Consider the following 26,996-nt stretch of genomic DNA (forward strand, 5'->3'; position numbering starts at 1 on the left):
ATACAATGTGAGTAAATCCATGAATGCCAGGCCAGATTTTATCTCTACGTTAAGGCGGACGTCGCTGGACAGCAAGTCTTCCGAACCCCTATATATGCAATTGGCGACGTTAATTACCTCGGCAATTGCAGAAGGCGTATTCAGTCAGGGCCAGCAGCTTCCGACAGAGTCTGAATTAACGGAGGCTTGTGGGGTAAGCCGGGTTACGGTTCGTCAGGCGTTTCAGCTATTGATTCAGAATGGGCAAATTGTCTCCCGGAGAGGCAAGGGTACTTTTGTTGCACGCCTGAATGTTCAGCACGATTTGTCCGGATTGCAAGGTTTTCTCGAGGTGCTCAGAAGCCAGGGGGTAGAACCCGAGACAGAGTTGCTTGAATTCTCTGCTTCTGCCGGCAGGAAAGACCTATCCCGGCCGCACAATACGAACTTACCAGTGCGTTTGCGTCGTCGATATCGGGTCGATGGCGAAGCATTCGCAGTAGTGGAAGCCTACATGCCTCCGGCTGCTGGACAGGTCGGGTTTGAACGCGCAGAATATCTCTCCGTTTATGAGATACTGAAGAATTTCCTGGGGATATCGGTCGCTCGGGCCGATGTATCGATCCAGTGCGCCAGGCCGAGCTCCAGAATACTGAAGGAATTGGATCTCGACCCTAAAAGCCAAGTGTTGATCATGAGTCGCTCGTCGTTCAACGCTGCCAATGTAATATGCGAGCATATGAGAATTTATATCGTACCGGAGCGATACACCTTCAAAATGAGCGTGGCGGGGCCGTTGAATTTGGCAAGCAGCGTTTCTCCAAATATATTGAATGTGAGTGAGTAAAAACTGCTTTCGTTGCTACGCCGTCATGCGGTGCGTGAAAAAGCAGCGCGTTATTAAACGGGAGGAATTGCCATGGAAAAAGGCGATGAACAGCGAGTGCTCCGCTCCCTGAGAATCATGGAAGCAATCGTGGGCACCTCTATGCCGATGAGTCTGGCGCAACTGGCCGCAAAAACCAATATTCCTAAAGCGAGCGTGGCAAGAAATGTGGAGGCCCTGATCAATTCGGGCTACGTGGCGCTCATACCAGACAGACGAGAATTGATACCAGGCCCTCGGGCTGTGAGCATGAGCATAGGGGTATTGGGTAATGGCCATTTCCGGCGGGAATGCCGGGCGATTCTGCGCAAACTGGTGCAAATGACAGGTGAAACCTGTAATTTCACGGTCCTGGATGGAGATCAGGTCAAATACATAGAAAGAGTCCAGACAAAGATGCCTTTGCAGGTTCATCTTGAAGCCGGCACTCGGGCTCCGTTATATTGCACGGCAGGGGGAAAGTTGTTCTTATCAAATATGACCCAACCGGTTCGTGAGAGCATTCTCATGACGCTGCAGCTGGACGCCCTGACAGAAAGAACGATCACTGACCCCATTGCTTTGAACCGGGAGCTGGATCGTGTACAAAAACTCGGATACGGTGTCGATAACCAGGAATTTATTTTCGGGATGATCGGTATGGCAGTCCCCGTCAAAACGTCCAAGGCAGGAGTAACCGTTGCCGCCCTGGTATGTCATGCCACCGTTGCACGCACTTCCATAGTTCAGCTTGAAAAACATCTCCCCGCATTCCGGAGCGCCGCCTTAGAACTCTCCGCCTTGATTTTGCAATGACACTCTCCCTGTGTAGAAAATAGCATGACGAGTCGACGCTCGCTTCACCGGTAATGAGATGATATTGCAATGTTTTGTCCCATTAATTGCTAATAAAGCAGTAAACCCAAGCCTGATATTCCCGCACTCACTATAGTTTGGAAAAAACGAACACATAGGGCGTTTATCAGGAGACTCAGTTTTGAATAAAGAAGTGGATTACATTATTGTCGGTGCCGGTTCTGCCGGTTGTGTCTTGGCGAATCGCCTGACCGCCGATGGCAAACATACCGTCCTGCTGCTTGAGGCAGGACCTGCTGACCGCTATCCCTGGATACACATTCCTATCGGTTACGCGAAGACGATGTTTCACGAACGCTACAATTGGGGATTCAGGACCGAACCCGAATTGCATCTGGGAGGACGATCGATTTACCAGCCCCGCGGGAAGGTACTTGGGGGATCCAGCTCGATCAACGGGCTGATGTATATACGGGGTCAGCAGCAAGACTACGACCATTGGGCCAGGCTTGGCAATGAAAAATGGGGCTGGGACCAGTGCTTGCCCTATTTCCGCAAACTGGAACACAATGATCTGGGCGCAGGTGCCACCCGAGGCGCTAGTGGGCCGCTATGGGCGAGCACGGTGCCAGGCGGCGGAAAGCTTGCGGATGCTTTTATCGAAGCCGGTGCGTGCCTGGGTGTACCAAAAGTAAATGACTTCAATTCTGGCCCGCAGGAAGGCGTCGGATATTACCAATTGACGACCCGCAAGGGATTTCGTTGTTCTACCGCGACCGCTTATTTGAAACCGGTCAGAGCTCGTAAAAATCTGTCTGTTGAAGTCAATGCTCACGTTACAAAAGTTGTATTCGATGGTTCCAGAGCGGTTGGTATTGATTACTCTCAGGGGCGTTCCATGCATACCGTCAAAGCGCGCAAGGAGGTGCTGCTTTGTGCGGGTGCGCTTCAATCCCCTCAACTGCTTCAATTATCAGGTATCGGATGCGCGCGCCATTTAAATGAACTTGGTATTCCTGTTATCGCCAATTTACCTGGCGTAGGCGAAAATCTGCAGGACCACTTCCAGGTTCGGCTGATGTATGAGGTAAGCGAGCCAATCACGACAAATGACGCCTTGCGCTCCGTCGCAGGTCGAATTGGCATGGGACTGCAATGGCTTTGCAGTAGAAAGGGACCGCTGGCAGTAGGCATCAATGTTGCAGGTATGTTCTGTCGTGTCATGCCCGAAAGCGAAACGCCTGATGTGCAATTTCATTTTGGAACGCTTTCTGCTGACCATGCTGCGGGCAAACCCCATTCTTTTTCTGGATGCACCTATTCTGTTTGTCAGTTAAGACCGCAGTCGCGCGGTCAAGTCCGCCTCAAGTCTCGCGATCCTATGGAACATCCTGCGATTAAGTTCAATTATCTGGAGGCCGAATACGATCAGCGGGTTACTGTGGAAGCGGTCAAATTCGCCCGCCAGATGGCAAGTGCTGCTCCTCTTCGCAAGCTCATGAAGCAGGAATTCAAGCCAGGTGCGCAGGTTCAAACCGATGATGACATTCTGGCGTTTTGCAGGGAAAACGGCACCACCATATTCCATCCTTCCGGGACCGCGCGTATGGGAGATATCAATGATCCACAGGCCGTCGTAGATGAGAAGTTGAACGTGCTGGGCGTGACCGGCCTGCGTATCGTTGATTGTTCAGTCATGCCCACTCTAATTTCGGGAAATACCAATGTTCCTACGGTGATGATTGCCGAGAAGGCGGCTGACATGATTCTGGAAGACTCATGCTAGTTTGCGGGTGATTTTATTCGGGCAATCGTAATCAATATAAAAATCTTAAATCGGGAGACAAATATGCAATCTGACAAAAAGGCGCTGCGTAGAGTAGCAATGGCCAGCGTGATCGGGGCCACCATAGAGTGGTACGATTTTTTCCTGTACGGAATCGTTGCGGGAATCGTTTTCAATAAATTGTATTTTCCGGCGGGCGACCCCACGATCAACACGCTACTTGCGTACGCCACTTTTGCCGTAGGCTTTGCAGCAAGGCCTATTGGTGGCATTGTTTTCGGCCATTTCGGTGACAGAGTTGGAAGAAAGAGCATGCTGATCATTACGCTTGTCATCATGGGTCTGTCGACATTTGCGATGGGGGTCATACCGACTTTTGAGCAAATCGGGTATTGGGCACCGGCACTGTTGATTTTATGCCGGGTAGTCCAGGGTATCGGCCTGGGTGGCGAGTGGGGAGGAGCGATTCTGATGGCCTACGAGTTTGCGCCGACATCCAAACGTGGCTTCTATGCCAGTCTGCCGCAAGTTGGACTTTCGCTCGGCGTATTATTGTCCGCTGGCTATTTGGGTCTGATGTCGGCAATACTTACTGATGAACAATTTATGCTCTGGGGATGGAGGGTAGGGTTCATTGTATCCTGTGGCTTGGTTTTTTTCGGCTTGTGGATTCGTTTGAAAATAGTTGAAACTCCCGATTTTTCCAAGGTCAAGGAAAAAAATAAGGAAGCTGCCATTCCGTTCTTCGACATGATTAAGCGCTATCCGCGCAATACGTTATTGGGGCTGGGCGCAAGACATATCGATGGTGTATTTTTCAATATTTTCAGTGTCTTTTCCATCAACTATCTGACACAGACGCTGCACTTTCCGCGCGATACATCTTTAATCGGCGTCATGATCGGCGCTGTCACGCTGACCGTCTTCATTCCCGTCTTTGGGCATCTTTCCGACAAATTGGGTCGCATTCGTCTATATGGTTGGGCCTCACTGATCACCGCAGCCAGCTGTTTTCCGGCATTCTGGCTTATGCAAAGTGCAAACGGGAATATCTATCTAGTATGGCTGGCAATTGCTGTACCGTTTGGAGTGATTTACGCTGCAGTGTATGGGACCGTTTCTTCCTTTCTTTGCGATTTATATGATGCCAGGGTCAGGTACACCGGTATCTCGTTTGTGTATCAATTTTCAAGTGTAACGGCTGGCGGGCTCACGCCCATCATTGCGACGATGCTGCTTGCGACAGGCAACGGCGATCCTATTTATATTTGTGCCTATGTACTTGCAAGCGGGATTCTTTCGGCGTTATGCACCTACCTTATCGGTCGCGGAGATAAAGCGACACCTAGTCCCGAAGCGTTCAGTTCGGAGCCGGGTCAATATCGAATCCCGCAAGCAGACTCAACCCGCATTACGAATCCGACTTTATAAAGGAGAAGGTATACATGCACAGTCTCGACTCTAGATACTCAGTTGGCGCCACCCAATTCATTAGAACATTCAGGGAAAACAATATTCAGTTTGTGACAACCGTACCGGATATGCTGCAAATTGCTTTGCATCAGGAACTCGAGAACCCGATACATGAGATCAGAAGCATCAATTGTACGACTGAAGATCAGGCGATAGAAACGGCAGCAGGGATTTATGCCGGTGGCAAACGGTGTGCGGTGCTGATCCAGAATCAGGGTTTTTACGCCGCCATAAATAGCATTCGAGCACTGGGACTGGATGGACATATCCCCCTTTTACTTGTGATCGGACAATTCGGAAGAGAGTTTGCCAATCTGGGGCATGATCCTCGCCTGTCGAATCGTTTGATGGTCAGAATGCTCGAACCTGTCCTTGAAACGCTGGGCATCCCTTACCAACGCCTGGAGAGTGAGAATGATACAAACAATATTGATATCGCCTGCAAAACCGCGTTTGAACGTAATGGACCCTCGGCACTGCTCGTCGGCCATTTCGTCTCTTTCAGTTGAACCCAGCCTGGACTATTTACACTCGACTTAGGAATCCATGAAATGACAATGACCGCTGAACAAGTCGTCTCCATTACAGAATCTTTGCGCGTCGATGCTGTCGTCGTGTTCACGATGGGGGCCATGAACGAGTACGATCGACTACCTGCCAATGATCTGAACGTTGCTTGCGTGCCGTTGATGGGCGGCGCTGCGTCTTTGGGGCTGGGTATTGCTTTAGCCTGCCCGGACCGCAAAGTGGTCGTCCTGGATGGCGATGCGAGTCTGCTGATGGAACTGGGCGGATTGGTATCGGTCGCCACGGCAGCACCCCAAAATCTTATTCACATCGTATTGAATAATGGCGTTCAGTTTGCAGGCTTGGGCAATCTTCGCACACCGGGTGCTGCAAGCGTTGATTTTGAGGCAATGGCTAATGCAGCTCGCTACCACAGCACAGTGCGATGTTCGACGGCCGAGACATTCTCGCAAGAATTGAAAAATAAGTGGAAGCGACCCGGTCCGCATTTTATTGAAGCGATAACAGAGTATGGAGAAGCGACACTCGGTCGGAAGATTCATTCACTTGAAATGACCGATCACCGATTCAGCAGAATGGGAGAAGAGCTTAGGAGAATTCGGAAATTTATGGTGAATGAAATTTAAAACCAGTATCAAATCACACTAAAACGATTGACGATTATAAAGAGAATATTGCTCATGGCGGCGGCCAGTCCGATCAGCGTCACGCTTCTGATTGAGGCAATGGGCAAAGGGATTGGAAATAGATTGAGCGCCAGCCCTTTGGCTCGAAAGACGCCATATACGAATGTGATAATAGTGGCTATTAACAGTATGCCGGTTAAAATGGCAAGAAAAATCGATGCGTTCATGTAAGCCGAACGCATGGTGACAAATCCATTCAGCAGCAATACAGCGGAGGTACGTCGCCATGCCAGGGACGTACGTTCTGGCTGCAGGCCGGGGTCTTTAAGTGTCGCCATTATTTACACTCAAAGGAATGACTTTATTAGCAGGATGACCAAAACCAGAGCCGTCCCCATTCCACCCAGAGCAAGCAGACCCAAAGCAGGGGATCGGGGCAGCGTTCGTTTCAGTCGCATCGCTAATTCGACATCTCGCCAATGAATATATGCAACGATAAACAATACACCTGCTAACACGCATAAACCAAGTGCAATTGCGAAAATAATGACCGGAGAAGCTAAGTTATGCGCGAATTGGTCCAGTAGCACGCCAGCTGCCAATATTGCCAAAGCGGTACGGACCCACGCCAGGAATGTGCGCTCATTAGCAAGTGTGAATCGGTAGTCGGGCTCTTCACCCATTTCGCGCCAATTTGAGTTTTTCATTGTAAGTTACGTCTTAGAAAATATGAATGAAAGTGCTAGTTCAAAGTAGGATTTCGTGATTGCTTAGTAAAAGGTCGGTTAGCACTTAGTGGTTCTCCTGAAACTATTGACTTATTGAAATTAAGTCGGTATCTTAGCCGCACTAGCTAACAGAATTCTTAATCGCTGTTAGCTGATTCCATCACTCATTGGGTTGCATTTTAGTCTTGGGCTAATCCTTTTTCTGCAATCCAATTTTTTGCGGCTACGGCCGCTTTTTTTTGAATGACGAAATTAACTCTATAGTCCTAGTAGTCATCAATCCATATCTAAACCTTTGACGTTAATCTGTTAAATAACCCGAGATGTCGAATTTTGGGGAATAGATAAATGCTCGGAGAGCGAGCGAAACAGCCGCTTCTTCGTATGTCATTTTTGAAGACAAGATTGGAATTGCTGAATTTTCTGAAAATGATTTTCGCACACCCATCGAATAACTCTCCGATCGACCAAGCTGGCCGGCTAAAAAAATAATCTCTGGATCGGATACAGTGGTTAACGATTTTAGTGCTTTCCCTAGATGCTGACCTGCTGCGAATAAAATCTGAATAGCATTATCATTTCCTGTTTTGGCAAGGGCAATGGCCTCTTCAAGCAACTTAGCGTGTTCAACCTGATGCCTTGGTTTACGTCGATCTCGGGAGATCACATTGAGTTGCTCCAAGATAGCGTGACCCGAAGCGAGTGTGTCGAGACAACCAATTTTTCCACATGTGCAGACTAGTGTGCTTTCGCTCATCGTCAAATGACCGATTTGGCCCGCGCGATAGCTTTGTCCCCGCAGAATTCGGCCATCAGTCATGATTGCGCCACCTATACCTAGAGTGGGCAGAATCAGTGCTGCATTATCGATTTTTTGGTTTTTCAACGAATATTTTTCTGCTAGTAAAAGCGCGATCGGACGACTTTCAATTTTGGCCGGTATATTCAGTACCGTTTCAATCATCGACGCTAGCGGAACTGTGGGCCAGCCGAGATTGGGTGACTCAAGAAGCATACCTTCATTCGTATCCACCGGCCCCGCGACGGAAACCCCAACACCAGCCAGCCTCGGAAGAGGGATCTCGGAGGCTTGAATTAATTTTTTGATTTCGTTAGCGGCACAGGTGACGACTGTAATTGGATTGGCGACATCCTTCAAAGATAGGCTGTGCTTGGCGATCAATTCGCCTTTTAGATTAGCGATGCAAACCCATTGACTGTCAGCGCTCAAGTTTATTGCTGCGACATAGGCTCCGTCACCGCGTAAGCGTAGGCCAATGACTGGGCGACCGCGCCGTGAGGGCGCCGGATCACTTTCAACCTCTTCAATAATTTGGGCGTCAACAAGTTCCCGTGTTATGCGGGACACTGCAGGCTCGGTCAAGTTGCATAATCTGGCAATTTCATTCCTTGCTAAATCGGGTGTTCTTTGCAGCATTTCAAGTATTCGACATCGATTTTCCTTGCGAATATCTTGTGTCGAGGTAACCGGTATCTCTTTCATTTTAATGGATAACCCTTATTTACTTGTTGTCGGTAAGTATATCATTATATATTAAATTGCCGTCTGTAATTTATTAATAATCGAAGATGAAATGGCAAAAAAATGTCGCTGTTCTAAAGGTAGAGTCAGCGGATCAGGAGGATAAAAAGGGAGCTGCGTATATGTTTAAAAAATCAGTTGTTTATGTTATATCGTGTATCGCTTTGATATGCGGAACTAGTGCCTATGGACAGGAAGAATGGCCTGCACAACCGATTACATTGATCGTGCCATGGCCAGCGGGTGGCGTGGCCGATTTTGTCGGGCGGCTCGTTGCGCAGAAAATTTCGGCGCCACTCAAGCAGACTGTCGTAGTCGAAAACAAACCTGGTGCGGGAACAAATATTGGTATTTCAACTGTTGCTCATGCCAAAAAAGATGGATATACATTGCTGTTAGCCAGCAGTAACAATGTGGTTAACAAATTTCTGTTTAAGGATCTTTCCGTTGATCCGGTAAAAGAGTTCCGACCCGTTTCGTTGTTGGTTAATGTTCCGAATATATTGGTGGTCAATCCGAAGATCCCAAGTAAATCAGTGACCGAGATCATCAATTATGCAAAAAAGCATCCTAATGAACTGACTTATGCTTCCGCTGGGAACGGTAGTCCTGCGCATATGGCGGCAGAGTTGTTCAAGTCGCTAGCCGATGTAGAAATCCTGAATGTACCGTATAAAGGTGCATCACCTGCGGTCAGTGACGTTATGGGAGGCCGAGTATCAATGATGTTTACCAATATCCCAGCTTCGTTGGGAGCAATTCAGTCTGGCCGGTTATTGGCGCTCGGAATTGGTAGCAAGGAACGTTCTCCAGCATTGCCTGATGTGCCTACGGTTGATGAGGCTGGGTTGTCGGGATACGAGGCAAGTGCATGGTATGGTTTGATGGCGCCGGTCGGCACGCCCAACCAGGTGATCGAAAAGATTCAGCGTGCGCTGGATGCTGTTCGTACGACAGAATCACTGGACACTCTCCGGCAAAGGGGAACCGAGCCGCTCATTTCTACTCCGCAGGAGATGGATGTACAAATAGACAAAGATATGAAAACCTATGGCGATCTCATCAAGCGCATTGGGGTTACGATTCAATAGGCGAGGCAGGAATCAACATGAAGCGACCAAATATTATTCTGATCATGGCAGACCAGCTCACTGTGTCTGCACTGGCAAATTATGGCAATACTATTGTCAATGCGCCGCATATCAACTCATTGAGTGAAAAAGGTGTCACCTTTGATAATGCTTATTGCAACTTCCCGATATGCGCGCCGTCGCGATACTCGATGCTGACAGGCAGATTACCGCATTCAATCCAGGCATATGATAATGCGAGTGAGCTTACTGCAGATCAGCCTACGCTGATGCATTACTTGAGAAAGTTGGGCTATAGCACTACCTTGAGTGGCAAAATGCATTTCGTAGGTCCCGATCAGCTGCATGGTTATTCCGAGAGATTAAATACGGACATTTACCCGGCGGACTTCGCCTGGGTTCCAAACTGGAAAGAAGGGCCTCGAAATGCGCCGACAGGCATCAGTATGCGCGCTGTAGTAGAAGCAGGCTCCTGCTTGCGGAGCCTGCAATTGGATTATGATGAGCAAACGGCGTTTTTGACGAAGCAAAAAATATATGATCTCGCAAGGAATTCGCGTGGTCAGCCTTTTTTTGTGACGGTTTCGTTTTCTCACCCCCATTCCCCATACACCGCATATCAGGACCATTGGGATCGGTACAGACACGAAGACATCGACATGCCGCAAGTTCCGCCGATTCCGCTTGAGTCTCTAGATACGCATAGCAAATGGCTTTATTATTCGCATGGACGAGATCGGATTTCGGTAACAGAAGAGCATGTTCGGAATGCTCGCCATGCTTATTACGGAATGGTGAGTTATGTCGATGATAAAGTCGGCGAAATCATCGCGTTATTAAAACACACCGAGTTGTTGGAAGACTCTATCATCATTTTTACAAGCGACCATGGTGAAATGCTTGGCGAGCGCGGGATGTGGTTTAAACAGACATTTTTCGAAAGCGCTTCCCGCGTTCCGCTTATTATTAGCGGACCAGGTATAGCCGGAGCCCGCCGTGTTCAATCGAATGTGTCGCTTGTGGACTTGATGCCTACCATATTGGCGTTGGCAAATGATGGCGAAGCAACGCACACGACACCCATTGACGGTTGTAATCTGACAGAGTTGTTCGATGAAAAAGAGGTAGATAATAATAGGGTTGTGCTGTCTGAATATAGCGACATGGGCGTATGTGCTCCCTGCCGCATGATCAGACAAGGCAAGTACAAGTATGTTTATGTGCATGGGCACGAATCGTTATTGTTTAATCTCGAAAACGACCCTCTTGAATTGCATGATTTGAGCAGTGATACGACGCATCAGGAGATAAAGGCAAAGTTGCACTCAGCAGTATTGACTAATTGGGACCCCGAAGGGTTGAATCAGTTGATATTGGATAGTCAGGCCAGGCGTGAAGTCATCTGGTCGGTCGTCAAGGGAAGTTCCCATAGAGAGAATTGGTCATATGTCGTTTCCAAGGGAGATGAGCAGAAGTATGTAAGAGGAGGTGGCGATAACGAAGGGACTATTGCGGTGAAAGGACGAGCTAGATTTCCATATGTAGAACCGGCCAAGCTTAAATCTTTCTAGTTCGTTTAATCGACATTATCGCGCTTAATGTTTTGAGCGCACGCAGTTTCTTTTTTTACCCCTGTTCGCACTGTCTCCTTGTGCCCGAGGAGTTGTGCGATGGGGAATTTTTTTCTGTTTCATGCGTATCGAACCGTAATCAGCAGCAAGCACGAGCTTGGTATATTTGGTGTTGCATTCCTGAGTAGGTGTCCATTTTTTTTCAGATACGTGAGTCACTTTTGGATGTTGGTATCATGTCATTCCGTGCAGAAGTGCCAACCATTCCACCTCGCAGGACTGGCTTTTCACGGCCATTATACAGTTGGATATAACGCAGACAAGGCCAGTTAATCATTGAGATCACCCAAATAATCTGTCTGCTTCCCCAAGTGCATTGGATGGTCAGCACCTTTATGCCGTGGCAACCATCGTTTATCTGATGGTCCTGTCCGATGATCGTACTCTGTAGATGAAAGAATAAGTTGCGCATTTTTAGAAGCGCAGAGTTTCTCAAGCTCTGTCAGATATTTTGATAAATCTTCCGTATGGAGCTCTTGTTGTTTTGACGTATCCAGAATCAAAAATCTGAAAGGACGGGAAGGTTCCGAAATATACGTTTCAAAAAGGGCGGCATGGATAGCAATACCAATCTGATCTCGGTGCTGCCGGAAAAAAGATCGAGAGATTCATTGTTAAATTTAAATCGCATATCCAAATCGATATCAACATTTCTTGAGACATTTTTGGTTTCAAGAATATCCATCCATCTGACCGCCAGTTCACGCAACTGAGTACGAAGCTTGTTAAAACTATGATCAGATTTTCCCGTGTTGGAAAGGTTGAGGGCATTGCCCGACCTGGACATGAAGAAGAAACGCTAAATTTACATGCCACGATTCGTCAGGCTCAGATCCGGGCCGTAGGAAAAGTCACGCAGATACGAAAAAGCCGCTTAAAGAATCGCGCTCTTTAAACGGCTAAGTATTTGATATCACTATATTTTTAATGGTCGGGACAGTAAGATTCGAACTTACGACCCTCTGGTCCCAAACCAGATGCGCTACCAGGCTGCGCTATGCCCCGACATATTCACTAAATCAGCGAAGAAAAGGATATTAACATAAACTTCATTTTAATGACAAGAGGGGGCATCGCTAAAACCTGAAATTGTTGTATTAGCGATTCTGACCCGAGCGCATTTCTTTCAGTCGACGATCTGCATTGTGCAGATTGCGCATCGTTTCACGATTGCTTGGCCTGTTCCAGCTGTTGCCGCGGTCATGGTCTCGACGATCCCGCCAGTCATTGCGATCGCGTCGTGCTTCCCGGCGAGCGGCATCCCGTCGCGCATCCTGACGACGTTCCCAATCGCGGCGGTCATGGCGTCGGTAGTCAACATTGCGATAACCGCGATTATATCCACCACCGTAGTAAGTTGTGCCGGGACCGTAATTGTCGTAGCGGTCAGCGTAGCGTCCATAACCATCCCCCGCATAGCCGACACAGCCGGTCAGCGTACCCAGCGCAACGGAAATCATGAGCAATGTTTTTTTCATATCGACCTCCAGATTTTTGAAAGTGGTTAATTTCTATACAAAAGCTTATCCGCCATTTGTATTTGTGTAAATGACTGTTTGGTTTTGATTATTATCGTTCTTAAGCGTCGGGTGAGGTGTTTCTGAAATACGACAGATGAAAGCAAGGCAGCGGGTGCTGTTACAAATCGCCTAGTTTATTTATAACCTATTGAATTTAAATATAAAAAATCGTAATCAATAGAAATGTGTGCTTTCGTGGCGCAGCGGGGTGTCGTGTTTGCACGTAGAGGGCCTGTCCGGGCCATGCTCCATGAAATCACGCTCATACATCCCAAGCACTTGGGTGTCGCATTCGCGTCACGAAACAATGATTGAATAGACAGTTTTATGGCGATATCTACGCCTGCGTCTGGACGTTTATAAATTAGATGTGCTATATTCTCGTTTCTCCAGTTCACGCACTCGTGGTGAAATAGGTAGACACAAGAGACTTAAAATCTCTCGGGCATTGCGCCCGTGCCGGTTCGATTCCGGCCGAGTGCACCAGAGGTGGGTCTCATCAAAACAGGAAGCTTGGCAGAGTGGTTGAATGCACCGGTCTTGAAAACCGGCGAAGGGTTAAACCTTCCGTGAGTTCGAATCTCACAGCTTCCGCCAATAACCCCACGAACCGGTCTATGTAGTATGAGCTGGCACAGCAAGCCCCGATCATTTCAGCAATGACGGGGTTTTTTGTTGCCCGCTTTATTTTTCGCATGCTGTCTGTCATTCGGGTGCACCGAGGTTTCAACGTTAAAATCGATTGATTAACCGTGGCGCGTTCGCCCGAGACTCTATTTAATTTGCAGGAGAAGACAGATGAAGGCAGTTGAAATTTCCACTCCCGGTGGTCCTGAGGTATTGAAGCTTGTGGAACGTGAAAAGCCCGTTCTGAAAGCTGGCGAGGTTTTAATCCGTGTGACGGCGGCGGGGATCAATCGCCCCGACGTATTTCAGCGCAAGGGTGCGTATCCACCGCCGCCTGGCGCATCGGATCTGCCTGGGCTGGAAGTGGCCGGCGAGATTGTTGAGGGCGATGTTGGGGGTACGTCTTTCAAGATTGGAGATCGGGTGTGCGCGCTGACGCCGGGTGGTGGTTATGCGGAATATTGCGTGGCGCCTGCGGGCAACTGTCTTCCCATTCCCGAGGGGTTCAGTGATGTGGAAGCGGCTGCATTGCCTGAAACGTTTTTCACCGTCTGGACAAATGTGTTTGACCGCGGTGAGTTGGCTGATGGTGAGGTGCTGCTGGTCCATGGCGGTGCAAGCGGCATCGGGACAACGGCTATTCAGATTGCTCGTGCGCTGGGGCACAAGGTGTATGTCACCGTAGGAAGTGATGAGCGGGCTGCGGCCGTCGAGGCGCTGGGAGCGACCAGGGCAATCAATTACAAGACACAGGATTTCGTGGAGGAGATCAAGGTATTGACAGATGGCAAGGGAGTCAATGTGATTTTGGACATGGTATCGGGTGAATATATCAATCGTGATATCAAGTGCCTGGCTGATGATGGTCGTATTGTCATTATTGCGCAATTGGGTGGCAGTAAAGCAACGATTGATACGTCGCAGGTCATGCGGCGTCGCCTGACAATTACCGGCTCTACATTGCGTCCGCGCAGCGCAGCGTTCAAGACCCAAATTGCCCGCGCGTTGCAGGAAAGGGTTTGGCCCTTGCTGGCGGCAGGCAAGATCAGGCCGGTTATTCATGCGACTTTTCCGCTGGCGCAGGCCAGTGATGCGCATGCCATGATGGAAGGGGGCGAAAATATCGGGAAAATCGTCCTGACATTTTGAGTTTCCTTTTAGATATGAAAAGGTTATAATCTCTGGTTTTGTAAAAAACCTTATACCGGGAATAATATGAGTATGCGTCGGCGACTGGTCATCGGGAACTGGAAAATGAATGGCAACAGGGCTGAAAACCAGCAGTTGTTGTCAGATCTGGTCAACTTGCAGAAAGTCGGCGGCGCTGGTGCGGATGATGGGACTAAGGGGGCGGATGTCGAGCTGGCAGTATGCGCGCCGTTTCCTTACCTGCCGCAGGTCGCCGATGCGCTCAAGGGTACCGGTATTACATGGGGTGCGCAGGACGCCAGCGAACACGCCAAAGGCGCTTATACCGGCGAAGTGTCGGTCGCCATGCTTGCCGAGTTTGGTTGCTCATGGGCTCTGGTCGGGCATTCCGAGCGTCGCGCCTATCATGGCGAGACCAGCGATGTCGTGGCGCGCAAGGCTGCCGCAGTCATTCAGGGCGGCCTCACGCCGGTAGTCTGCGTGGGTGAAACTCAGGCTGAGCGGGAAGCGGGTGATACGCTGAAGATTATTGATGAGCAGCTGGCGCCTGTATTGGCGCTGGGCGCAGATGCAGTGAAGAACATGGTGCTGGCTTATGAGCCGGTCTGGGCGATTGGTACGGGACTGACGGCCTCGCCAGAGCAGGCGCAAGAAGTGCATGCACATATTCGCAAGCTGCTGGCTGCGGCCGGGGCGCCCGAGCAGCGCGTGTTGTATGGCGGCAGTGTCAAGGCGGCGAATGCGACCAGCCTGTTTGCCAAGGAAGATATTGATGGTGCGCTGGTAGGCGGCGCTTCGCTGGTTGCGACCGATTTTCAGGGAATTGCCGACGCATGATGGCGTGGCGTTTCCCTTATATAGAATTTTTCTGGAGTAATACTTAAATGCCATCGTTTATATACCCTTTACTGGCTGTCTTGCAGGTGCTGTCTGCCTTGACGGTAATTGTCCTAGTGCTGTTGCAGCAAGGGAAGGGCGCGGATATGGGGTCGTCTTTCGGTGGTGGATCGGCCGGGAGTCTTTTCGGTGCCACCGGTGCGGCCAACTTTTTTTCGCGCGCAACAAAATGGGTGTCGATTCTGTTTTTTGCCTGCACGCTGGGTCTGGCCTATCTCGGTAGCAATGTGAACCGCAACGCCAGCCCGGCGACTGGCGGTGGTGTCATGCAAGGGTACGAAGCGCCTGCGCCGTCTACAAGTGCGCCGGCACCTGCGCAGGCGCCGTCGAATGATTTGCCGTCCGCGCCTGCGACACCGGCTGCGCCATCAACGCCTGATATGCCGGCAGCCCCTGCAACTCAGTCTGCGCCATCGGCTTCTGGTGTGTCTGCTGCTCCTGCTGCTCAGCCTGAAACGACGCCGCCTGCAGAAAGTCCGGCACCTGCGGAAAATACAACACCGACAGCACCAAATACGGGGTCAGGTGAAAATTCCGACTCAAAACAGTAATTGTTTTAATTATTTGATGCTATAATCCTCTGTCTTTACAGATGCTCACGTGGTGGAATTGGTAGACACGCTATCTTGAGGGGGTAGTGGCGAGAGCTGTGCGAGTTCGAGTCTCGCCGTGAGCACCAACTGTTAAATCAAGTCGTATTCCGTAGTCATCAAGCCCTTGTTCAAATTAGAACAGGGGCTTTTTGGTTTTTGGCTTGTGCTTTTGTGTCTGTTTCTTGTTGTGGGCTGATGGCCCTGATGTGGTGGCTCAATCCGGTGAGGTGGCAGGGCAATATGGGTGGGTTGATATGGATCAGTTGCGGCTGCTGTATTCGTACCGTGGCATATACGAAGATGGTATAGTTATGTCGATTATTCTGTTTCAACAACCTAAGGGAGAGCATAATGGCTTTTACGTTTAAACTGAAACATTTATTGGTTGCAACCGCATTGTCTGTGGCTTCTCTGCCCGTAATGGCGGCGGAGTGCTCGGTTGATGTTGAGGCCAATGACGCCATGCAGTTCAATACCAAGGAAATTACTGTCAGTAAATCGTGCAAGGAATTCACGATTAATCTGAAGCACACGGGGCAGTTGCCTAAAGCGGCAATGGGGCACAATATTGTGATTACCAAGTCTGCTGATATGCAGGCTGTCGAAACTGATGGCATTGCTGCCGGCGCCGACAAAAATTACGTTAAAGACGGCGACGAGCGCGTGATTGCCCACACAAAACTGGTCGGTGGCGGCGAATCTGATTCCGTCAAGGTGCCTGTGGATAAGCTGACGGGTGATGATGTGTTCTTTTGCTCATTTCCTGGGCACGGCAGCATGATGAAGGGTACGGTCAAGCTCGTTGACTGATCGCCCGGCGTAGTGCGCCGGTCATGCTGGCGCACATAGAGTGCCAATGCTTGAGAGCCTCCCTTTGGGAGGTTTTTGTTTTTTTGAGGGCATTGTTTTTTTTGGGGGGGGGCTGATTTGGGTCAAGTAAATCGGGCGGCGATTTTGATCACTTCGCCGGCCGCTTGGGGTAGGGGAATGGGTTGTCTGTATTTGCTGATCAAATCACTGGCAGATTGTGTGTGTTTAAACAACGTTTTGTTTTAAAAAAACAACGCATTCCTGGTTTTGATGGCGTTATATGTGAAGGTGTGGATTTTTTGCTACGAGACTGCCGTATTATTACTTCAGGGAAACACAGTTTAGCTATAGGTATCTGATTTTTATAGGCTTCTGCAAGTTAAAGTAATTTCTAGAATAGTTGCATCTTTCTTTTGATTTTACAGTTGTTACTGACCCCGGAATTTGCTGTTTTGTTGCACACAGCCTACAGAAAAGCAAAAAAAAGGGTTCTTGATGCAGATCAAGGTAGCCAGATGCTTAAAAATTTGGTGCAATAACTACAACTTCCCTTCGCGGAGTTTTATAGAGCGGTAGAACATAACGTCTTGATCGCTGCTCTGATCACTCAAAATCTACGGAGATTTAACAAATGAAAAAGACTTTGCTTGCTGCGGCTCTGGTTACCGGCTTCGCTGGTGTGGCTCACGCAGAAACTTCAGTAACGCTGTACGGTCTGGTTGATGCTGGTATTGGTTACCAACAAACCAAAGTCACTCAGGGTGATGCGTTCACAAAAACACGCGATATCGGTCTGATCAATGGCGTTAAAAACGGCAACCGTTGGGGCCTGAAAGGTACCGAAGATCTGGGTAACGGTACAAGCGCTATTTTCCAACTGGAAAGCGGCTTTGATCTGGGTAATGGTCGTTCATCACAAGGTGGTCGTCTGTTCGGTCGTAAAGCAATCGTTGGTTTGACTGGTGACAACTGGGGTACGCTGACTCTGGGTCGTCAGTACAACGTTGCTGATGATTTCATCTCTCCAATCGATCCATTCGGTACAAGCTTCTTCCAGGCTGGCGTGACTGACGGTGCATTCGGTGCATCTCCATCTGCCCGTATGGACAACTCTATCAAGTACATGACACCTGATTTCGCAGGTTTCAAAGCTGCTGTTGGTTACGCTGGTAAAAACACCAAAACCACTTCTGAAGACATGTTCGGTAACGACTTCGAAGAGCGCGATACATCCAACTGGATCACAGCTGGTCTGGCTTACTACAATGGCCCGATCTCTGTAGCTGCTTCTTATGACCGTTTCCGCACAGACGTACGTGGTACAGACGGTGACTTCAAAGGTACTACACACATGTGGAACCTGTTCGGTGCGTATGACTTCGACGTTGTTAAACTGCACCTGGGCTACGGTCAGATCCGTGGTTCTGTAGCTAACGACGTAGTTGCTGAAGCTGGTGTTGGTAGCGTTGGTCTGAATGGCGCGCTGGCTGAGTTCACCGACGGTATGCGTACTGATGGTCTGAACTACACACAAACTAACGGCTATCGTCAACAGTCTTGGATGGCTGGTCTGACTGCACCTGTTGGTGATGATGGTAAAGTACTGTTCTCTTACCAGGGCAACACTTCCAAAAACACTGGCGACGCATTTGATGGTGTAAAAGGCAACCTGCACATCTTCAGCCTGGGTTATGTACACAACCTGTCTAAGCGTACAAGCCTGTATGCCATCGCTTCTTACGGCTCTGGCAAACTGAAGTTTGACGACAGCGACGTAAACGAAAAAGTTAAACTGAAATCAACTCTGGTTGGTGTAGGTATGCAACACCGCTTCTAATGAAACGCATCGCTTAGCGATGCTTTCATAGAGCAAGAAAAACCACCCTTCGGGGTGGTTTTTTGCGTTTCCGAGCCAATTTTCTGAGGACGCTCGTTGTTTCGTAGTTTGCTTTCGGGCAGATAAATCGATATTCGGGGGGTGATGATTTTTGCCGCCAATTGCTCTGTGTGCGGCGCCGCAATTCTAAAAAATACCGGTGTTAATTTGCTTGAAAGTTCAATCTATTAAGCTGTGATTCAGTTCCCCTCATAACTGTTGTATCAAGGTCCCGGCAAGGGGTGAATTATCTGTTTTTTACCGGATGAAACCGCGCGCGGTTGTTTGTGAAATGATACAATCTAAAAGTTTATAGAATTTCATCCTCAATCTTTGTGGCGGCGTTTTATGTCTATCGCTGAATACTTCCCGGTCCTTCTTTTCATTGTGGTCGCTGCCATTATTGGCGTTGCGTTGCTGGCCATGGGATCGTTTCTTGGCCCCCGTCAGCCTGGCGCTGAAAAAGACGCTCCTTACGAGTGTGGCTTTGATGCCTTCGAAGATGCGCGCATGCGCTTCGATGTTCGCTATTACCTGGTGGCTATCCTGTTTATTCTGTTCGATCTGGAAATTGCGTTCCTGTTCCCCTGGGCGATTGCCAACGGGCAGGTCGGTCTGGTCGGCTTCTGGACAGTCATCGTGTTCCTGACGGTGCTCACCGTCGGGTTTATTTATGAATGGAAAAAAGGTGCACTGGACTGGGATTAACCGATCCCCGGAGTGTAAGTCGCTATGTCTTCTGAACAAAACGTATTGAACAAGCAGGGCTTTCTGGTTACATCAACCGACGCCGTGCTCAACTGGGTGAAAACGGGCTCCATGTGGCCCGTCACCTTCGGTCTGGCCTGTTGTGCGGTAGAAATGATGCACGCCGGCGCCGCCCGCTATGACCTTGACCAGTTCGGTATTATTTTTAGGCCCAGCCCGCGGCAGTCTGACGTCATGATTGTTGCCGGCACATTGTGTAATAAAATGGCGCCGCCATTGCGCAAGGTGTATGACCAAATGGCCGAGCCGCGCTGGGTGGTCTCCATGGGCTCCTGTGCCAATGGTGGCGGGTACTACCACTATTCGTATTCCGTTGTCCGCGGCTGTGACCGCATTGTGCCGGTCGATATCTACGTCCCGGGCTGTCCGCCCACGGCAGAAGCGCTGGTTTATGGTCTGCTGCAGTTGCAGAACAAGATCCGTCGCACCAATACTATCGCACGCGAAGCGTAACCGGCTGATGGCCGCACCTCTTTTTGTAGAAGCGTCAATGCTATGACCCGTTTAGAAACCTTGGAACAAGCCCTGCGCGCACAGTTCGGCGATCAAGAATCGTTTGTGCTGACAAGCGCCTTTGGCGAGCTTAACCTGGACATTCCAGCCGACAAATGGATAGAAACCTGTCAGTTTCTGCGTGATGATGCTGCGTTTCGGTTCGAATCCTGTATTGACTTGTGTGGCGTAGATTACCTTACTTATGGCCAGCCCGGCGCACATGTCAAACCGACATTTCCGTCCCGTTTTGCGGTAGCAGTTCAGTTGCTGTCTGTGACGCATAACTGGCGCTTGCGGGTGCGGGCCTGGGTGCCGAATGATGAGTTTCCGGTGGTGCCAAGCCTGATCGATGTCTGGCCTGCGGTGAACTGGTTCGAGCGCGAAGCATTTGATCTGTACGGCATTGTGTTCGAGGGGCACCCCGACCTGCGTCGCATTCTGACCGACTATGGCTTTATCGGTCATCCGTTCCGCAAGGATTTTCCATTGTCCGGCTATGTTGAAATGCGTTACGACGAGGCTTCTCAGCGAGTGATCTATCAACCCGTTACGATCGAGCCGCGCGAAATTACCCCTCGCGTGATCCGCGAGGAAGGTTACGGAGTAGGACGTTAAAATGGCAGAAATCAAAAACTACACGCTGAACTTCGGCCCCCAGCACCCGGCAGCACACGGGGTGCTTAGGCTGATTCTGGAACTCAGCGGCGAGGTGATCCAGCGCGCCGACCCCCATATCGGGCTGCTGCACCGCGCTACCGAAAAGCTGGCCGAGCATAAGACCTATATCCAGGCGCTGCCCTATATGGACCGTCTTGATTATGTGTCCATGATGTGCAATGAACACGCCTATGTGATGGCGATCGAGAAACTGCTGGGTATTGAGGTGCCTCTGCGCGCCCAGTATATCCGCGTGATGTTCGACGAAATTACCCGATTGCTCAATCACCTGATGAGCGTCGGCACGCACGGTCTGGACGTGGGTGCCATGGCGGCCATGCTGTATGCCTTCCGCGAACGCGAAGACTTGATGGACTGCTACGAAGCGGTCTCCGGTGCCCGCATGCACGCGGCTTACTACCGTCCTGGTGGCGTATATCGCGATCTGCCCGATAGCATGCCGCAGCACAAGATGGATTCCAAATACCGCAGCAAGCGCGAAATCGAGCAGTTCAACGAAACCCGTCAGGGCTCGCTGCTTGATTTTATCGAAGCTTTCACGGAACGTTTCCCCAAATGCGTGGACGAATACGAAACACTGCTTACCGACAACCGGATCTGGAAGCAGCGTCTGGTGGGGATCGGGGTGGTTGATCCTGACCGGGCCATGGCGCTGGGCTTTACCGGCCCCATGTTGCGTGGCTCCGGTGTCAACTGGGACCTGCGTCGCATGCAGCCCTATGAAGTCTACGATCGCCTGGAGTTCGATATTCCGGTGGGCACCAACGGCGACTGTTACGACCGTTATCTGGTACGGATTGCCGAAATGCGCGAAAGCAATCGCATCATTTCTCAATGTGTGCACTGGCTGCGTAATAATCCCGGCCCGGTTATCAGTGATAACCACAAGATCACGCCGCCGAAGCGGACCAGCATGAAATCCAATATGGAAGAGCTGATCCACCACTTCAAGCTGTTTACCGAAGGCTTTCCGGTGCCTGCCGGTGAAGTGTATTCTGCGGTCGAACACCCGAAAGGGGAGTTTGGTATTTACCTGGTGTCAGACGGCGCGAACAAACCGTATCGCCTTAAAATCCGTCCGCCGGGCTTTGTACACCTGCAGTCGCTGGATGAAATGTCCCGCGGCCATATGCTGGCCGATGCTGTCACGATTATCGGCACTCAGGATATCGTGTTTGGTGAAATTGACCGCTGACTGCAGCGGATTACTGGATTAAAAAATGTTGCTTTCTCAACAGGCGTATACAAGGATAGACAAAGAGCTGGCCAAATATCCGGCCGATCAGCGTCAGTCCGCCATTATGTCGGCCCTGCGCATCGCGCAGGTGGAAAAAGGCTGGGTATCGGCAGACATCATTGCTGATGTTGCACGGTATATTGGCGTGGAGCCCATCGCGGTCCAGGAAGTAGCCACCTTTTACAACATGTTCAATACTAAGCCCATGGGCCGGTTCAAGATCAGTGTGTGCACCAATCTGCCCTGTGCCTTGCGCGATGGGGAAAAGACGGCCGATTACCTGAAACAGAAACTCGGTATCGAGCTGGGTGAAACAACGGCCGACGGCCTGTTTACCCTTCAGGAAGGCGAGTGCATGGGCGCTTGCGGCGATTCCCCCGTGCTGATCGTGAACAATCACCATATGTGCGTGCGGATGTCGACGGAAAAAATCGATGCCATGCTGGCTGAGCTTGCACAACAAGGAGATGCTGCATGAGCGTCATTCTGAGCAAGTATTCACAAGGTCTGAACGCCAACCCTGCAGGCGATCTGAATTCGTCCATGGCGTTGCACGGCCGTCATATCCAGCCACAAATCATGGCTGATCTGAACGGCGACAACTGGCGTCTTGAAGACTACGTCAAACGGGGCGGCTACGAAGCTTTGCGCAAGATTCTGACCACCGGGATGACGCAGGAAGACGTCATCGCCGAAGTCAAAGCCTCGGGTCTGCGTGGCCGTGGCGGTGCCGGTTTTCCGACAGGCCTCAAATGGAGTTTCATGCCCCGTAATTTTCCGGGACAGAAATATCTGGTCTGCAATTCCGATGAAGGCGAGCCCGGTACGTTCAAGGATCGCGATATTCTGCGCTCCAACCCTCATATCGTGATCGAGGGCATGGCGATTGCCGCCTATGCCATGGGCATCACGGTGGGCTATAACTACATCCACGGTGAAATTTTCGAAATCTACGAACGGTTTGAAGAAGCGCTGGAAGAAGCGCGCGCCGCCGGATTTCTGGGTGACAAAATCCTTGGTTCTGAATTTTCATTCCAGCTGCATGCGCACCATGGTTACGGTGCGTATATCTGCGGCGAAGAAACGGCATTGCTCGAATCCCTGGAAGGCAAGAAAGGCCAGCCCCGTTTCAAACCACCGTTTCCGGCCAGTTTCGGCCTGTACGGCAAGCCGACGACGATCAACAACACCGAAACCTTTGCGGCGGTCCCATGGATCATCCGTAATGGCGGCCAGCAGTATCTGGACATCGGGCTGCCCAATAATGGCGGCACCAAGCTGTTTTCCATTACCGGTGATGTCGAGCGTCCCGGCAACTACGAAATTCCGCTGGGCACGCCGTTTTCCAAACTGCTGGAGCTGGCCGGCGGCATGCGCGATGGTCGCAAGCTGAAAGCTGTGATTCCAGGTGGATCCAGTGCGCCCGTATTACCTGGCGATATCATGATGGACACCACCATGGATTACGATGCCATCGCCAAGGCCGGTTCAATGCTCGGTTCCGGCGCGGTCATTGTCATGGACGAAACCCGTTGCATGGTCAAGTCGCTGTTGCGCCTGTCGTATTTCTATTTCGAAGAAAGCTGCGGCCAGTGCACGCCTTGCCGTGAAGGCACCGGCTGGCTCTATCGCATGGTCAATCGCATTGAACACGGGCAGGGGCGCCAGGAAGATCTGGATCTGCTCGATACCATTGCCGGCAATATCATGGGCCGCACCATTTGTGCGCTGGGCGACGCGGCAGCAATGCCGGTTCGCGGATTTTTGAAGCATTATCGCGATGAATTCGCATACCACATTGAGCATAAGCAATGTGTGGTTCCTCAATATCTGTAGGTCAAAGCATGGTTGAACTTACCATAGACGGAAAACCCGTATCAGTGCCCGAAGGCAGCATGGTCATGCATGCCGCCAGCGAACTGGGGCTGTACGTTCCGCATTTCTGTTACCACAAAAAGCTGTCCATCGCTGCCAACTGTCGCATGTGTCTGGTTGAAGTGGAAAAAGCGCCCAAAGCGCTCCCGGCTTGCGCCACTCCTGTCACACAGGGCATGGTGGTGCACACCTGCTCGGCCAAGGCAGTCGCTGCGCAAAAAAGCGTGATGGAGTTTCTGCTGATCAATCATCCGCTGGATTGCCCGATCTGCGACCAGGGCGGTGAGTGTCAGTTGCAGGACCTGGCCGTCGGTTACGGCAGCGACGAATCCCGCTATCGCGAAGAAAAGCGCGTGGTGTTCCACAAGGATGTCGGCCCGCTGGTGTCCGCCGAGGAAATGAGTCGTTGCATTCACTGTACCCGTTGCGTACGTTTCGGCCAGGAAGTGGCCGGCGTCATGGAACTGGGCATGCTCAATCGTGGCGAGCACTCTGAAATCCAGACGTTTGTCGGCAAGGCCATCGAGTCAGAACTGTCAGGCAATATGATCGATATCTGTCCGGTCGGCGCCCTCACGTCCAAACCGTTCCGTTATACGGCCCGGACCTGGGAATTGGCGCGCCGTCGCTCTATCAGTGCGCACGACAGCGTCGGTGCCAATCTGGTGGTGCAGGTCAAGGGTGAACGCGTGATGCGCGTGGTGCCTTTCGAGAATGAGGAGATCAACGAATGCTGGATCAGCGACAAGGATCGCTGGTCTTACGAAGGGCTCAATGCCGAGGACCGTCTTGAAACGCCCATGATCAAGGGTGATGACGGTGTCTGGCGCGAGTCTTCCTGGAGCGAAGCGCTGACTGCCGCTGCCCAGGTGCTGGAACGCATCAATCAGACGCATGGCGATGGTCAGATCGGTGCCCTGGCCACTGAATATTCGACTGTCGAGGAGCTGGCTTTGCTTGCCCGTCTGACACGTAGTCTGGGTTCGCAACATATTGATTTCCGCCTGCGTCAGACCGATGTCGGCTTTGAGCGAGCCCTGGAAGGCGCTCCCTGGCTGGGCATGCCCATTGCCGAACTCAATACCCTTGATCGCGTGTTGATTATCGGTTCGGTGCTGCGTAAGGATCATCCGTTGTTTGCACAGCGCCTGCGCCAGGCAGCCAAGCACGGAACGCAAATTGTCATTATCGACACCACCGGTGAAGATCCACTGATTCCGACAGCGAAGCGGCTGACCGTTGCGCCCGATCAATTGCTGAACACGATCGCGCAGATTGCAGGCACGAGCGCCGAGGCCGATCAGAACGGGCAGGGTAGCGCCGTACAATCTGCTGACGCACCCCTGACGCCTGCGCAGATTGCAGACATCATGGGTTCCGGTACAAAAGCCGCAGTCTTTCTGGGCAATATGGCGGTGAATGCGCCCCAGGCGACACAGCTGGCCGTCCAGGCACAGGCGATCGCCGATAACGCCAAAGGCACGCTGGGCTTTCTGACCGCCGGCGCCAATACGGTGGGTGGTTATCTGGCCGGTGCGGTGGCGACGGAAGAGGGCATGAACGTTGTCAAAATGATGGACAACCCTCTGAAAGCCTATCTGGTTCTGCACGCCGAACCGTCGCTTGACATGAACGACGGAGACAAGGCCGAAAAAATGCTGGCTGGTGCATTCTCCATTGCATTGACGTCCTATAAGTCTGCCGCTGAAAAATGGGCACGCATTATGCTGCCGGTTGCACCGTTTACCGAAACATCGGGCACCTTCGTCAATGCCGAAGGGCGGGCCCAGAGCTTCAAGGGTGTGGTTGCCGGATTGGGCCAAAGCCGTCCTGCATGGAAAGTGTTGCGGGTGCTGGGCAATATCCTGAAACTGGCTGACTTCGAAGACGAGACTTCCGAGTCTGTTCGCGACAGCGTGCTGCTCAACGGCTTTACGTCACGCTTGTCCAATCGGGTCACTGCAACAGCGGTTGCGTCCGCACAAACAGCGGATGCCGCTGCCGGACTGCAGCGTGTCGCCGACTTGCCGATCTACCGCACCGATGCCATCGTGCGTCGTGCCGGTTCCCTGCAACAGGCGCCGGCCAGTGCCGTACCCGTTGCCCGTCTGAACGCCGCGACGCTGACCCGTCTCGGTATTCAGAGTGGTGAGGACGTGCAGATTCGCGGCGGCAACGGTAATCAGATCCGCATCCAGGCGCAGGAAGACAATCGCCTGGCAGACAATACAGTGCGCATCGCCCAGGGCTTTGCACAAACTGCCGCACTCGGCAGTGCTTTCGGTAACGTATTCGTGGAGAAACTTTGATGGATATCTGGTCCTGGTTTACCGATGGCGTCAGGGCAGTCAATGCCTGGGGAACAGATCTGCTTGGCCCGATCGTATGGCTTGTCATCTGGACGCTGGTCATGATCGTGGTCATTGCGTTGCCCATCATCATCTGTGTGGCTTTCCTGACCTTATGGGAGCGCCGCATGATCGGTTACATGCACGTACGGCGCGGCCCGAATCGGGTCGGTCCTGGCGGGTTGCTGCAGCCCTTTGCCGACGTGCTCAAGCTGCTGACCAAAGAGGTCATCGTGCCGGCTAAGGCGAACAAAATTCTGTATTTTGTTGCACCGGTGCTGACCCTGATCCCGGCGCTGGCCGCCTGGGCGGTGGTGCCTTTCGGTCCCGAAGTGGTGCTGGCCAACGTTAACGCGGGTCTGCTGTATGTGATGGCCATTACTTCTGTCGGGGTATATGGGGTGATCATCGCCGGCTGGGCGTCAAACTCCAAGTACGCTTTCCTGGGTGCGATGCGCGCATCTGCACAAATGGTGTCCTATGAACTGGCCATGGGCTTTGTTCTGGTGACCGTACTGCTGGTCTCAGGCACGCTGAACATGAACGGCATCGTACAAGGCCAAATGCAGGGCTGGTTTGCCTCGCACGGCCTGACGTTCCTGTCATGGAACTGGCTGCCGTTGTTGCCGCTGTTTGTTATTTATGTTATTTCGGCTGTGGCTGAAACCAACCGTCACCCCTTTGACGTGGTCGAGGGCGAGTCCGAAATCGTGGCCGGTCATATGGTGGAGTATTCAGGGATGGGTTTTGCCCTGTTCTTCCTGGCTGAATACGCCAATATGATTCTGCTGTCCGCCATCGCTTCGGTGATGTTCCTGGGCGGCTGGTCTGCGCCGCTCGATATCGTGCCCTTTACCTGGGTTCCCGGCTGGTTGTGGCTGGGTCTGAAGGCATTTTTTGTGGTGTCGCTGTTCATCTGGTTCCGCGCTTCTTTTCCGCGGTACCGCTATGACCAGATCATGCGTCTGGGCTGGAAAATATTTATTCCGCTCACAGGGATCTGGCTGCTGGTTGTGGCGATCTGGATGCAGACACCCTTTAATATCTGGAAATAGGC

The 26,996-nt window shown here is 51.2% G+C and carries 26 protein-coding genes and 4 tRNA genes; 25 read left to right on the forward strand and 5 right to left on the reverse strand.

Going from position 1 to position 26,996, the window contains the following annotated elements:
• The first annotated feature begins 19 nt into the window (after nt 1-19).
• The 6 genes from W822_RS35645 (at nt 20) to W822_RS45860 (ending at nt 6,073) form a co-directional block, all read left to right on the forward strand.
• Nucleotides 20-826 (forward strand): GntR family transcriptional regulator, encoded by an 807-nt coding sequence (locus W822_RS35645; protein ID WP_081724389.1) that lies wholly within the window; start codon nt 20-22, stop codon nt 824-826.
• 72 nt (nt 827-898) lie between these two features.
• Nucleotides 899-1,660, forward strand: a complete 762-nt coding sequence (locus W822_RS35650) for an IclR family transcriptional regulator (RefSeq protein ID WP_024005446.1) — start codon at nt 899-901, stop codon at nt 1,658-1,660.
• A gap of 181 nt (nt 1,661-1,841) precedes the next feature.
• Nucleotides 1,842-3,446 carry a GMC family oxidoreductase gene (locus W822_RS35655; RefSeq protein WP_024005447.1) on the forward strand — a complete coding sequence of 535 codons (1,605 nt, stop codon included), beginning with the start codon at nt 1,842-1,844 and terminating at the stop codon, nt 3,444-3,446.
• 63 nt (nt 3,447-3,509) lie between these two features.
• Nucleotides 3,510-4,877: an MFS transporter gene (locus W822_RS35660; protein ID WP_024005448.1), complete on the forward strand. Its 1,368-nt coding sequence runs from the start codon at nt 3,510-3,512 to the stop codon at nt 4,875-4,877.
• 14 nt (nt 4,878-4,891) lie between these two features.
• Nucleotides 4,892-5,428 (forward strand): thiamine pyrophosphate-binding protein, encoded by a 537-nt coding sequence (locus W822_RS35665; protein WP_024005449.1) that lies wholly within the window; start codon nt 4,892-4,894, stop codon nt 5,426-5,428.
• A gap of 42 nt (nt 5,429-5,470) precedes the next feature.
• Nucleotides 5,471-6,073 (forward strand): thiamine pyrophosphate-dependent enzyme, encoded by a 603-nt coding sequence (locus W822_RS45860; RefSeq protein WP_024005450.1) that lies wholly within the window; start codon nt 5,471-5,473, stop codon nt 6,071-6,073.
• Nucleotides 6,074-6,081: 8 nt separating this feature from the next.
• Here the strand turns inward: W822_RS45860 and W822_RS45865 are convergent, their stop codons facing one another.
• The 3 genes from W822_RS45865 to W822_RS35675 all read right to left on the reverse strand — a co-directional run bounded on the left by W822_RS45865 (nt 6,082) and on the right by W822_RS35675 (nt 8,305).
• Nucleotides 6,082-6,411, reverse strand: a complete 330-nt coding sequence (locus tag W822_RS45865) for a DUF202 domain-containing protein (protein ID WP_024005451.1) — start codon at nt 6,409-6,411, stop codon at nt 6,082-6,084.
• Nucleotides 6,412-6,420: 9 nt separating this feature from the next.
• On the reverse strand, nt 6,421-6,780 hold the full coding sequence (locus tag W822_RS35670; protein ID WP_024005452.1) for a YidH family protein: 360 nt from the start codon (nt 6,778-6,780) through the stop codon (nt 6,421-6,423).
• Nucleotides 6,781-7,102: 322 nt separating this feature from the next.
• Nucleotides 7,103-8,305: an ROK family transcriptional regulator gene (locus tag W822_RS35675; RefSeq protein ID WP_081724390.1), complete on the reverse strand. Its 1,203-nt coding sequence runs from the start codon at nt 8,303-8,305 to the stop codon at nt 7,103-7,105.
• A gap of 86 nt (nt 8,306-8,391) precedes the next feature.
• On the opposite strand from W822_RS35675, the gene W822_RS35680 reads away from it, so the two are divergent.
• Nucleotides 8,392-9,435: a tripartite tricarboxylate transporter substrate binding protein gene (locus tag W822_RS35680; RefSeq protein WP_081724391.1), complete on the forward strand. Its 1,044-nt coding sequence runs from the start codon at nt 8,392-8,394 to the stop codon at nt 9,433-9,435.
• Nucleotides 9,436-9,452: 17 nt separating this feature from the next.
• Nucleotides 9,453-11,006 (forward strand): choline-sulfatase, encoded by a 1,554-nt coding sequence (gene betC / locus W822_RS0123615; RefSeq protein WP_031242841.1) that lies wholly within the window; start codon nt 9,453-9,455, stop codon nt 11,004-11,006.
• Nucleotides 11,007-11,994: 988 nt separating this feature from the next.
• Here the strand turns inward: betC and W822_RS35685 are convergent.
• Both W822_RS35685 and W822_RS35690 read right to left on the reverse strand, forming a co-directional pair.
• Nucleotides 11,995-12,071: transfer RNA gene (locus tag W822_RS35685), tRNA-Pro, on the reverse strand.
• Between the two features lie 92 nt (nt 12,072-12,163).
• Nucleotides 12,164-12,544, reverse strand: coding sequence for a hypothetical protein (locus W822_RS35690; RefSeq protein WP_024005456.1), 381 nt, complete (start codon nt 12,542-12,544; stop codon nt 12,164-12,166).
• Between the two features lie 440 nt (nt 12,545-12,984).
• Between W822_RS35690 and W822_RS35695 the strand changes: the two genes are divergently transcribed.
• The 17 genes from W822_RS35695 to nuoH all read left to right on the forward strand — a co-directional run bounded on the left by W822_RS35695 (nt 12,985) and on the right by nuoH (nt 26,994).
• Nucleotides 12,985-13,072 (forward strand) — tRNA-Leu (locus W822_RS35695).
• 21 nt (nt 13,073-13,093) lie between these two features.
• Nucleotides 13,094-13,183 (forward strand) — tRNA-Ser (locus W822_RS35700).
• A gap of 201 nt (nt 13,184-13,384) precedes the next feature.
• A complete protein-coding gene (locus W822_RS35705; protein ID WP_024005457.1) occupies nt 13,385-14,362 on the forward strand; it encodes an NAD(P)H-quinone oxidoreductase in 978 nt (325 codons plus the stop codon).
• A gap of 66 nt (nt 14,363-14,428) precedes the next feature.
• Complete coding sequence (gene tpiA, locus W822_RS35710) at nt 14,429-15,199, forward strand: triose-phosphate isomerase (RefSeq protein WP_024005458.1); 771 nt, start codon at nt 14,429-14,431, stop codon at nt 15,197-15,199.
• 47 nt (nt 15,200-15,246) lie between these two features.
• The gene (gene secG / locus W822_RS35715; protein ID WP_024005459.1) at nt 15,247-15,810 is read left to right on the forward strand and encodes a preprotein translocase subunit SecG; all 564 of its coding nucleotides are present in this window, start codon (nt 15,247-15,249) and stop codon (nt 15,808-15,810) included.
• Between the two features lie 43 nt (nt 15,811-15,853).
• Nucleotides 15,854-15,938 (forward strand) — tRNA-Leu (locus W822_RS35720).
• Between the two features lie 265 nt (nt 15,939-16,203).
• Nucleotides 16,204-16,662, forward strand: coding sequence for an azurin (gene azu / locus W822_RS35725; RefSeq protein ID WP_031242844.1), 459 nt, complete (start codon nt 16,204-16,206; stop codon nt 16,660-16,662).
• 182 nt (nt 16,663-16,844) lie between these two features.
• The gene (locus W822_RS46335) at nt 16,845-17,021 is read left to right on the forward strand and encodes a hypothetical protein (protein WP_155848147.1); all 177 of its coding nucleotides are present in this window, start codon (nt 16,845-16,847) and stop codon (nt 17,019-17,021) included.
• A gap of 272 nt (nt 17,022-17,293) precedes the next feature.
• Complete coding sequence (locus tag W822_RS35730; RefSeq protein ID WP_024005461.1) at nt 17,294-18,499, forward strand: porin; 1,206 nt, start codon at nt 17,294-17,296, stop codon at nt 18,497-18,499.
• Nucleotides 18,500-18,886: 387 nt separating this feature from the next.
• Nucleotides 18,887-19,246, forward strand: a complete 360-nt coding sequence (locus W822_RS35735) for an NADH-quinone oxidoreductase subunit A (protein WP_024005462.1) — start codon at nt 18,887-18,889, stop codon at nt 19,244-19,246.
• Nucleotides 19,247-19,270: 24 nt separating this feature from the next.
• Nucleotides 19,271-19,759, forward strand: a complete 489-nt coding sequence (locus W822_RS35740; RefSeq protein WP_024005463.1) for a NuoB/complex I 20 kDa subunit family protein — start codon at nt 19,271-19,273, stop codon at nt 19,757-19,759.
• 42 nt (nt 19,760-19,801) lie between these two features.
• Nucleotides 19,802-20,416 (forward strand): NADH-quinone oxidoreductase subunit C, encoded by a 615-nt coding sequence (locus W822_RS35745; protein ID WP_024005464.1) that lies wholly within the window; start codon nt 19,802-19,804, stop codon nt 20,414-20,416.
• A 1-nt stretch (nt 20,417) separates the two neighbouring features.
• Nucleotides 20,418-21,674: an NADH-quinone oxidoreductase subunit D gene (locus W822_RS35750; protein WP_024005465.1), complete on the forward strand. Its 1,257-nt coding sequence runs from the start codon at nt 20,418-20,420 to the stop codon at nt 21,672-21,674.
• A gap of 25 nt (nt 21,675-21,699) precedes the next feature.
• A complete protein-coding gene (gene nuoE, locus W822_RS35755) occupies nt 21,700-22,194 on the forward strand; it encodes an NADH-quinone oxidoreductase subunit NuoE (protein WP_024005466.1) in 495 nt (164 codons plus the stop codon).
• Nucleotides 22,191-23,552 carry an NADH-quinone oxidoreductase subunit NuoF gene (nuoF, locus tag W822_RS35760; RefSeq protein WP_024005467.1) on the forward strand — a complete coding sequence of 454 codons (1,362 nt, stop codon included), beginning with the start codon at nt 22,191-22,193 and terminating at the stop codon, nt 23,550-23,552. Before nuoE ends, nuoF begins: the two co-directional genes overlap by 4 nt.
• An 8-nt stretch (nt 23,553-23,560) precedes the next feature.
• Entirely contained in the window at nt 23,561-25,900 is a 2,340-nt protein-coding gene (gene nuoG / locus W822_RS35765; RefSeq protein WP_024005468.1) for an NADH-quinone oxidoreductase subunit NuoG, read from the forward strand.
• Nucleotides 25,900-26,994: an NADH-quinone oxidoreductase subunit NuoH gene (gene nuoH, locus W822_RS35770; protein ID WP_024005469.1), complete on the forward strand. Its 1,095-nt coding sequence runs from the start codon at nt 25,900-25,902 to the stop codon at nt 26,992-26,994. Before nuoG ends, nuoH begins: the two co-directional genes overlap by 1 nt.
• The last annotated feature ends 2 nt before the right edge of the window (nt 26,995-26,996 follow it).

Source organism: Advenella kashmirensis W13003 (assembly GCF_000506985.1).
Taxonomy (GTDB): domain Bacteria; phylum Pseudomonadota; class Gammaproteobacteria; order Burkholderiales; family Burkholderiaceae_B; genus Advenella; species Advenella kashmirensis_A.

What these genes read in the sequence shown, in the direction of transcription:
- W822_RS35645 (WP_081724389.1), top strand. Translation starts at nt 20, where the DNA reads ATGAATGCCAGGCCAGATTTTATCTCTACGTTAAGGCGGACGTCGCTG.
- W822_RS35650 (WP_024005446.1), top strand. Translation starts at nt 899, where the DNA reads ATGGAAAAAGGCGATGAACAGCGAGTGCTCCGCTCCCTGAGAATCATG.
- W822_RS35660 (WP_024005448.1), top strand. Translation starts at nt 3,510, where the DNA reads ATGCAATCTGACAAAAAGGCGCTGCGTAGAGTAGCAATGGCCAGCGTG.
- W822_RS35665 (WP_024005449.1), top strand. Translation starts at nt 4,892, where the DNA reads ATGCACAGTCTCGACTCTAGATACTCAGTTGGCGCCACCCAATTCATT.
- W822_RS45860 (WP_024005450.1), top strand. Translation starts at nt 5,471, where the DNA reads ATGACAATGACCGCTGAACAAGTCGTCTCCATTACAGAATCTTTGCGC.
- W822_RS45865 (WP_024005451.1), bottom strand. Translation starts at nt 6,411, where the DNA reads ATGGCGACACTTAAAGACCCCGGCCTGCAGCCAGAACGTACGTCCCTG.
- W822_RS35670 (WP_024005452.1), bottom strand. Translation starts at nt 6,780, where the DNA reads ATGAAAAACTCAAATTGGCGCGAAATGGGTGAAGAGCCCGACTACCGA.
- W822_RS35675 (WP_081724390.1), bottom strand. Translation starts at nt 8,305, where the DNA reads ATGAAAGAGATACCGGTTACCTCGACACAAGATATTCGCAAGGAAAAT.
- W822_RS35680 (WP_081724391.1), top strand. Translation starts at nt 8,392, where the DNA reads ATGAAATGGCAAAAAAATGTCGCTGTTCTAAAGGTAGAGTCAGCGGAT.
- betC (WP_031242841.1), top strand. Translation starts at nt 9,453, where the DNA reads ATGAAGCGACCAAATATTATTCTGATCATGGCAGACCAGCTCACTGTG.
- W822_RS35690 (WP_024005456.1), bottom strand. Translation starts at nt 12,544, where the DNA reads ATGAAAAAAACATTGCTCATGATTTCCGTTGCGCTGGGTACGCTGACC.
- W822_RS35705 (WP_024005457.1), top strand. Translation starts at nt 13,385, where the DNA reads ATGAAGGCAGTTGAAATTTCCACTCCCGGTGGTCCTGAGGTATTGAAG.
- tpiA (WP_024005458.1), top strand. Translation starts at nt 14,429, where the DNA reads ATGAGTATGCGTCGGCGACTGGTCATCGGGAACTGGAAAATGAATGGC.
- secG (WP_024005459.1), top strand. Translation starts at nt 15,247, where the DNA reads ATGCCATCGTTTATATACCCTTTACTGGCTGTCTTGCAGGTGCTGTCT.
- azu (WP_031242844.1), top strand. Translation starts at nt 16,204, where the DNA reads ATGGCTTTTACGTTTAAACTGAAACATTTATTGGTTGCAACCGCATTG.
- W822_RS35730 (WP_024005461.1), top strand. Translation starts at nt 17,294, where the DNA reads ATGAAAAAGACTTTGCTTGCTGCGGCTCTGGTTACCGGCTTCGCTGGT.
- W822_RS35735 (WP_024005462.1), top strand. Translation starts at nt 18,887, where the DNA reads ATGTCTATCGCTGAATACTTCCCGGTCCTTCTTTTCATTGTGGTCGCT.
- W822_RS35740 (WP_024005463.1), top strand. Translation starts at nt 19,271, where the DNA reads ATGTCTTCTGAACAAAACGTATTGAACAAGCAGGGCTTTCTGGTTACA.
- W822_RS35745 (WP_024005464.1), top strand. Translation starts at nt 19,802, where the DNA reads ATGACCCGTTTAGAAACCTTGGAACAAGCCCTGCGCGCACAGTTCGGC.
- W822_RS35750 (WP_024005465.1), top strand. Translation starts at nt 20,418, where the DNA reads ATGGCAGAAATCAAAAACTACACGCTGAACTTCGGCCCCCAGCACCCG.
- nuoE (WP_024005466.1), top strand. Translation starts at nt 21,700, where the DNA reads ATGTTGCTTTCTCAACAGGCGTATACAAGGATAGACAAAGAGCTGGCC.
- nuoF (WP_024005467.1), top strand. Translation starts at nt 22,191, where the DNA reads ATGAGCGTCATTCTGAGCAAGTATTCACAAGGTCTGAACGCCAACCCT.
- nuoG (WP_024005468.1), top strand. Translation starts at nt 23,561, where the DNA reads ATGGTTGAACTTACCATAGACGGAAAACCCGTATCAGTGCCCGAAGGC.
- nuoH (WP_024005469.1), top strand. Translation starts at nt 25,900, where the DNA reads ATGGATATCTGGTCCTGGTTTACCGATGGCGTCAGGGCAGTCAATGCC.